Annotated in this window: 8 protein-coding genes and 1 pseudogene; all 9 read right to left on the reverse strand. The window is 62.1% G+C overall.

Annotation, left to right across the window (positions count from 1 at the left end; genetic code table 11):
• On the reverse strand, positions 1–887 hold an 887-nt coding region (locus IV091_RS16315), incomplete at its 3' end, for an aldehyde dehydrogenase family protein (RefSeq protein WP_293470331.1).
• Between the two features lie 75 nt (positions 888–962).
• Entirely contained in the window at positions 963–2,066 is a 1,104-nt protein-coding gene (locus tag IV091_RS16320) for a 2Fe-2S iron-sulfur cluster-binding protein (RefSeq protein WP_293470312.1), read from the reverse strand.
• A 19-nt stretch (positions 2,067–2,085) separates the two neighbouring features.
• Positions 2,086–2,640 carry a 1,2-phenylacetyl-CoA epoxidase subunit PaaD gene (paaD, locus tag IV091_RS16325; protein ID WP_293470313.1) on the reverse strand — a complete coding sequence of 185 codons (555 nt, stop codon included), beginning with the start codon at positions 2,638–2,640 and terminating at the stop codon, positions 2,086–2,088.
• Between the two features lie 14 nt (positions 2,641–2,654).
• Entirely contained in the window at positions 2,655–3,440 is a 786-nt protein-coding gene (gene paaC / locus IV091_RS16330) for a 1,2-phenylacetyl-CoA epoxidase subunit PaaC (RefSeq protein WP_293470314.1), read from the reverse strand.
• The gene (paaB, locus tag IV091_RS16335; protein ID WP_293470315.1) at positions 3,440–3,736 is read right to left on the reverse strand and encodes a 1,2-phenylacetyl-CoA epoxidase subunit PaaB; all 297 of its coding nucleotides are present in this window, start codon (positions 3,734–3,736) and stop codon (positions 3,440–3,442) included. The genes paaC and paaB overlap by 1 nt, the downstream gene beginning before the upstream one ends.
• Positions 3,733–4,746 (reverse strand): 1,2-phenylacetyl-CoA epoxidase subunit PaaA, encoded by a 1,014-nt coding sequence (gene paaA / locus IV091_RS16340; protein WP_293470316.1) that lies wholly within the window; start codon positions 4,744–4,746, stop codon positions 3,733–3,735. The genes paaB and paaA overlap by 4 nt, the downstream gene beginning before the upstream one ends.
• Positions 4,747–4,813: 67 nt before the next feature.
• On the reverse strand, positions 4,814–5,596 hold the full coding sequence (locus IV091_RS16345) for an enoyl-CoA hydratase/isomerase family protein (protein ID WP_293470317.1): 783 nt from the start codon (positions 5,594–5,596) through the stop codon (positions 4,814–4,816).
• A 59-nt stretch (positions 5,597–5,655) separates the two neighbouring features.
• Positions 5,656–6,801 (reverse strand): ABC transporter substrate-binding protein, encoded by a 1,146-nt coding sequence (locus IV091_RS16350; protein WP_293470318.1) that lies wholly within the window; start codon positions 6,799–6,801, stop codon positions 5,656–5,658.
• Positions 6,802–6,826: 25 nt separating this feature from the next.
• Positions 6,827–7,162: pseudogene (locus IV091_RS16355) on the reverse strand (3-oxoadipyl-CoA thiolase); the annotation flags it as partial.

Genomic DNA, 7,162 nt, shown 5'->3' on the forward strand with positions numbered 1-7,162 from the left:
GTGCATTTTTGCCCCGCCTTGGTCGTCATCTCGCGCGCCACCTCTTTCACAAAGAGATCAAACTCTTCATCATCGGGTGTCACGTCAGGCGCCAGGATCGCGCAGTTCAGTGAATCGGCCTCGGCGTTGAATGGAATGCTGTGGCGCACCAGGTTCGGATGCACCCGCAGTTTCGCTGCGGTGTCCGCGGAACCGGTAAATGTAACGACATCGGCGCCATTGAGTCGCTCCAGCAAGTCACCGACACCACCGATCACCAGCTGCAAGCTCCCCTCCGGCAGGATGCCTGACGCCACAATCAGGCGCATGGCGGCTTCGGTCACGTAACTGGTGGCCGTCGCAGGCTTGCCAATGCAGGGCATCCCCGCCAGAAAGCTGGGGGCGAATTTCTCCAGCAAGCCCCAAACCGGAAAATTGAAAGCGTTGATGTGGACGGCCACACCCCCGCGCGGCACCAGAATGTGGGTGCCCGAAAAGCCGCCCAGTTTCCCCAGGGGAATTGCCGGACCTTCGTGAACGATGTTGCCCGAAGGAAGTTCGTTGCTGCCGATGCTTGCAAATGCAAACAGCGTACCGGCACCACCTTCGATGTCGATCCAGCTGTCAGCGCGCGTAGCGCCTGTGTGGGCAGAGACGGGGTAGAGCAGCTCCTTGTGCGCCATCAGATACTTGGCCAAGGCCTTCAAACGCTCGGCGCGCTGCTGGAAGTCCAGCGCCATGAGGGCAGGCAATCCGACACGGCGCGCGTGCGCGACGGCCTCGCCAAAATCAATGGCCTCGGCGTGGGTCTGGGCTACCGGACGGCCGTTGATCGCGCTGCGCAGGGTCTGGGCGCCTTGCTCGCCGATCCAGCGGCCGGCAATGTAACTTTGAATAATCTTGGTCATGATGATGATGGGTTAGGCATTCGGAAAGCCCGTGTCTGCCGCTTTCGCGCCAGCACAGGCAACAGCGCTTGGCGCTCAGCGTTCGTCAAAGCTCACGGTTAACTGGTTGCTGGTCGGACGGGATTGGCAGGAAAGCACAAAGCCTTTTTCCGTCTCCCACTTTTCCAGCCCGAAATTCTTGTCCATGTGGACGCTGCCGTTCATCACCTTGACCCGGCAGGTGGAGCACACGCCCCCTTTGCAGGAATAAGGCAAGTCCAGACCCGCAGCAAGCGCCACATCCAGCACATGCTGATCAGACGCCATGTTCAATTCATGCGATTTTCCGTCCAGCACCACCGTCAGCGCAATCTTTCCAACGACCGGCAGTTTGTGGCTCGCCACGGCGGCCTGCCGGGCAGCCGGCGTGAGCTCTTCCAGTGTCGGCGAGGTGAAGCGTTCGCTGTGCACGCTGCCGGGCGGCACACCCGCAGCAAGCAAGGCGGCTTCTGTCGCTTCGATCATGGCTTCAGGGCCGCAAATGAAAACTTCATCCATGCTGCCCACAGGCAGCAGCGCGTCGATGATGGCGCGAATCTTGTCGCCGTCGATGCGCCCTTGCAGCAGGTCGGACTCCTGCGCCTGGCGCGAGAGGATATGGATCAGCGTGAGGCGATCGGGGTAGAGGTCCTTCATGTCCTGCAGGGCTTCGTTGAACATCACGCTGGCCATGCTGCGGTTGCCGTAGACGAGGGTGAACTTCGACTCTGGCTGCTCTTGCAGCGTGCTCGCCATGATGGACAAAATCGGCGTGATGCCTGAGCCGGCCGCAAAACCGACACGGTGCAGCGCTCTTGGGCGTCTGGACACAAAGCGCCCGTCTGGCGGCATGACGGCCAGCGTGTCGCCCTCTTTGAGTTCCTTTGCCGCCCAGTTGGAAAATACGCCGCCCTCCATGGGCCGGATGCCCACCACCACTTCATGCTGTTCATTGAATTGGCGACGGGTGCTGCAGATCGAGTAGCTGCGCCGCACATCGGCGCCTTTGATGGTGGCGCGCAGCGTCAGGTACTGGCCTGGCTGGAAGGAAAATAATTCACGCAGATTTTGCGGAATGGCCAGCGTGATGGCGACAGACCCTGCGGCTTCGGGGCTGACGCGCACGATGTGGAGGTCGTGAAAACGGGGGATGGTTGACATGGTGGGGACGCAGGTGCGCTCAATAGGGTTTGAAGTAATCAAACGGTTCCATGCAATTGAGGCAGCGATACAGCGCCTTGCAAGCCGTGGAACCAAAATGCGAAGTTTCTGTGGTGTTGTCTGATCCGCATTGCGGGCAAACGACCGCCGGCTGTGCGTAGTCGGCTATTTTTCTGGCCGCGAACTGCACCACGTTGGCACCCTGGTTGGCGCAGCTGCTCGCCTGTGGCGGGGCAATGCCATAGGCCTTGAGTTTGACCCTGGCCTCGGGCGTCATCCAGTCGGTGGACCAGGCGGGCGCCAGCAGGGTGACCACGCGGGCGGACACGCCGGCTTGCGCCAGTGCCGCGATCACGTCGTCTTCCATCTGGCTCATGGCCGGGCAGCCACTGTAGGTGGGGGTGATCACCACCTCCAGCCCCTGCGGGCCTTCCCGCACAGCCCGCAAGATGCCCATTTCGCGCAGCGACACGACCGGAATTTCCGGGTCGGTCACCGACTCCAGCAGAGCCCACACCGCGTGGAACGGCTCGGACGGCTGCTTTTCAGCGATGGGACCGTCCGGTAATGGCATGGCGTGCATGGGGTTTACCAGACCGCTTCGGGATGCGCCCGGGCCAGGCTTTGCATCTCGGCCAGCACAAAACCCAGGTGCTCGGAATGCAGGCACTGCTTCCCGGTGGAGACATGGCCGTCGGTGCTGGAGCGCTTGAGCGTGGCCTGGGCCAGCGTGTCATTGACGACTTCGTTCCAGGCCGCTTGCAGGCTGGCCGTGGCGATGCCCACGCCGGCATCCACGGCGGACGTTTCCATCACGCTGGGCGACCAGAACTCCTGGGTGTAGGGCATCAAATGGTCCAGGGCCGCCTGCGCGCGCGCATGCGACTCGTCGGTGCCATCGCCCATGCGCAGCAGCCAGTCGCGCGAATGGCGCAGGTGGTATTGCGTTTCCTTGAGCGACTTGGCGGCAATCGCGGCCAGCTGCGCGTCCTTGGACGCCTTGAGCCCGTCCCACGTCAGCACCATCAGGGCGCTGTAGAGGAAGTTGCGCGCAATGGTGACGGCATAGTCGCGGTCAGCCGCCGCGGTGGGGGCCAGCGCCGTGCTGTGGGGCAACTCCAGCAGGGTGTAGTTACGAAAATCCGGCACGTCGCGAAAGTAGGCCAGCAGGTCTTCAGTGGTGCGTCCATCGTTGCGCAGGGCCGCAACGTGCTGGTACAGCAGGCGCGCCTGGCCAATCAGGTCCAGACTGTTGTTGGCCAGTGCCAGGTCTTCTTCAAGAATCGGGCCGTGGCCGCACCATTCGGCGTTGCGCTGCCCCAAAATCAGGGCGTTGTCGGCCAGATGCAGCAGGTAGTCGGTGTGCGCTGCCATTACATGTGCCCCACTTCGTCCGGGATTTCGTAGAAGGTGGGGTGGCGGTAGATCTTGTCGGCCGCGGGCTCGAACATCGAGTCCTTGTCATCTGGCGCGCTGGCCGTGATGCTGGCCGAAGGCAGCACCCAGATGCTCACGCCTTCCTGGCGGCGGGTATACACATCGCGCGCCATCTGCAGCGCCTGCTGGGCATCAGCGGCGTGCAGGCTGCCGCAATGCTTGTGCTCCAGGCCTTGCTTGCTGCGGACAAAAACTTCCCAGAGGGGCCATTCTTTCAATGCGGGTGTGCTCATGCTGCTTCCTTGGTGGCGTGTGTTTGCTGTTTGCGGGAATAGGCCAGCGCGGCATCGCGCACCCACTGGCCATCGTTGTGTGCCTTGACGCGCGTGGCCAGGCGCTCTTTGTTGCAGGGGCCGCTGCCGTTCACGGTGGCCCAGAACTCGTCCCAGTCAATTTGCCCGTAGTCATGGTGCTGGCGTTCCTCGTTCCACTTCAGGTCGGGGTCGGGCAGCGTCACGCCGAGGACCTTGGCTTGCGGCACGGTGGCATCGACAAATTTCTGGCGCAGGTCGTCGTTGGAAATGCGCTTGATGCCCCAGCGCATGGCCTGTGCGCTGTGCGGGCTGTCGGCATCTGGCGGGCCAAACATGGCCAGGCATTTCCACCACCAGCGGTTCACGGCATCCTGCACCATGGCTTTTTGCTCGGCGGTGCCCTGCATCATCACCAGCAGGGCTTCATAGCCCTGGCGCTGGTGGAAGGATTCTTCCTTGCACACGCGGATCATGGCGCGCGCATAGGGGCCGTAGCTGCAGCGGCACAGCGGGATCTGGTTCATGATGGCGGCGCCGTCCACCAGCCAGCCCACCACGCCCACATCGGCCCAGTTGAGCGTCGGGTAGTTGAAGATGGAGCTGTATTTGGCCTTGCCGCTGTGCAGGCCTTCGAGCATCTGGTCGCGGCTGGTGCCCAGCGTTTCAGCGGCGCTGTACAGGTACAAGCCGTGCCCGCCCTCGTCCTGCACCTTGGCAATCAGGATGGCCTTGCGCTTGAGGCTGGGCGCGCGGCTGATCCAGTTGCCTTCGGGCAGCATGCCCACGATTTCGCTGTGCGCGTGCTGGCTGATCTGGCGCACCAGCGTTTTGCGGTAGGCGTCCGGCATCCAGTCCTGCGGCTCGATCTTGCCGTCCGCATCGACCTTGCTGTCAAAGCGCGCCTGAAATTCCAGGTTTTCCGTGGAAGGGGCCTGTGGCACCGACTTCAGGCCGGCACTGTCCGGCACGTTGAATGATTGGGTATACATAGTGACTTATCTCCTGTGGGGTGACAAAAAAGGTGGCATCAGCCTTCGCTGCGCTGTCTCGTTCTGGTTAAAGAAGCCATGCCGGGGTGCGTTTCTCAAGGAAAGCAGCAATGCCATCCCGGGCTTCATCCGTGGCGCGCTGCCGGGCAATGCGTTGCGCGGTTTCCTCGATCACGACATCGTCGATGGCGCGGCCGTTGACCGAGGCAATCAGATCCTTGGCCGCCTTCTGGGCCTGCGGCGCCCCAGCAATCAGCGCATTCGCCAGCGCAGCAATGCCCGCATCCAGCGCATCCACAGTCGTCACCTCGTTGACCAGCCCGATCTGCAGCGCCCTGTCGGCGGAAATCCGCTCTGCGCTCTGGAAATAGCGCAGCGCATGGCGGGGCCCGATGGCGCGCAGCACGTAGGGGCTGATGACCGAAGGAATAATTCCGAACTTCACCTCTGACGTGGAAAACAGGGCATCAGCGGACGCCACCGCCATGTCGCAGGCCGCGGCCAGACCCGTGCCGCCCCCCAGCGCCGCACCCTGGACCCGGGCGATAGTCGGCTTGGACATCTCGGACAGCGCATGCAGCATGCGCGCAAAACGGCGCGAATCCTCCAGGTTTTCGGCCTCGCCGTAAGCGGATGCGCGCTTCATCCAGTTGAGATCGGCCCCGGCTGAAAAATGACGGCCCCGCCCGGCCAGAACGACCACGCGTACCGACAGGTCGGCGTCAAGCACGGAACAGGCATCGGTCAGGTCCCCAATCAGTTGCTCGTTGAAAGCGTTGAAGACTTCCGGACGATTCATCCAGATCGTGGCGACCGGGCCGTGACGTTCAATTTCAAGGGTTTCGTACATAGGGTGCTCTGCTCCAGCCTGTATCACCGCCCGAAGGCGGCCGATTTTTTGTCTTGGCCTTAGTTGGCGATCGTCCAGTCGCCGCCCTTGATTTCCAGCATGCGGAAGGACGTCAGATCAAGGCCCATGTGGTCGGTGGGCGACATCGTGACGTTGCCGCTCGACCCCACATAGCCTTTGGTCGCCTCGATGGCGTCGCGCACTTTGGCCTTGTCCGTGCTCCCGGCGCGCTTGATCGCATCGACGGCAATCATCAGGCCGTCGTAGGCATAGCCGCCGAAGGTCGAAACATCCTGCTTGTAGCGGGTCTTGTAGGCCAACTCGTAGGCCACGACCACTGGCTTTTGCGGATCGTTGGCCGCGAGTTTCCCGGGGATCAGCTGCGCTGGCGAAGGCAGGCGCACACCTTCGGCTGCCGGGCCGGCCAGCTTCAGGAAGTCGTCAGAAGCAACCCCATGCGACTGGTACAGCGGCAGCGTGATGCCGAGCTGCTTGTAGTTTTTGGTGACGATGGCTGGACCTTGACCCAGACCGAACACGAACACGGCCTGCACGCCCGGGGCGTTTTTAATCTTCGTCAGCTGCGGGCTGATGTCGGTGTCCTTCGGTCCGTAGGTTTCGTTGGCGACCAGGGTGATGCCGTACTTGGCAGCGACGCCCTCGGTTTCCTTCTTGCCGGATTGGCCGAAACCGCTGGTTTCAGACAGCAGCGCCACCTTGGTGATGCTACGTTTCTTCATGTCCTCGAACACTTTTTCAGCCGCCATGCGGTCTGTGTGCGGCGTCTTGAAGACCCATTTCTTGACCGGCTCGACAATCACCACGGCGCCCGCCAGGGAGATGAAGGGAATGTTGGCTTTTTCAGCCAGGGGCACCACCGACATGGTGGCGCCGGTGGTCGTGCCGCCGATCAGGATATCGACCTTGTCATCATCAATCAGGCGCTTGGCAAAACCGTTGGCCTTGTTGGCGTCGCTGCCATCATCGTAGTGCACCAGTTGCAGCTGACGGCCCAGCACGCCGCCTTTTTTGTTCAACTCTTCAACGTAGAGCTGCAGCGTTTTGAGCTCAGGGTCGCCCAGGAAAGCGGCCGGACCGGTGACAGAAAGAATGGAGCCGATCTTGATGGGCTCCGCGGCATGGGCGCTCAAGGCGCCAACAGCCAAAGTGGCACCGAGGGCGAGGGTTTTCAGTTTGAATTTCATGGTGTTGTCTCCGTTGTAGTCCGTTTTAAATACGCTCAATAATCAGGGCGATGCCCTGCCCGACACCGATGCACATGGTGCACAGCGCATAGCGCCCACCACGCCGCGCCAGCTCGTAACTAGCCGTCGTCACCAGACGGGCGCCGCTCATGCCCAGGGGATGTCCCATGGCAATCGCACCCCCATTTGGATTCACCCGCGCTTCGTCGTCCGCCAGGCCAAGGTCGCGCAATACCGCCAGACCCTGGGCCGCAAAGGCTTCATTCAGTTCAATCACATCCATCTGATCGAGCGTCAAGCCGGCCTTGGCCAGCACCTTGCGCACGGCCGGGGCGGGGCCAAAGCCCATGATGCGCGGCGC

It is taken from the genome of Polaromonas sp. (assembly GCF_018780625.1).
Lineage (GTDB): Bacteria > Pseudomonadota > Gammaproteobacteria > Burkholderiales > Burkholderiaceae_C > Polaromonas.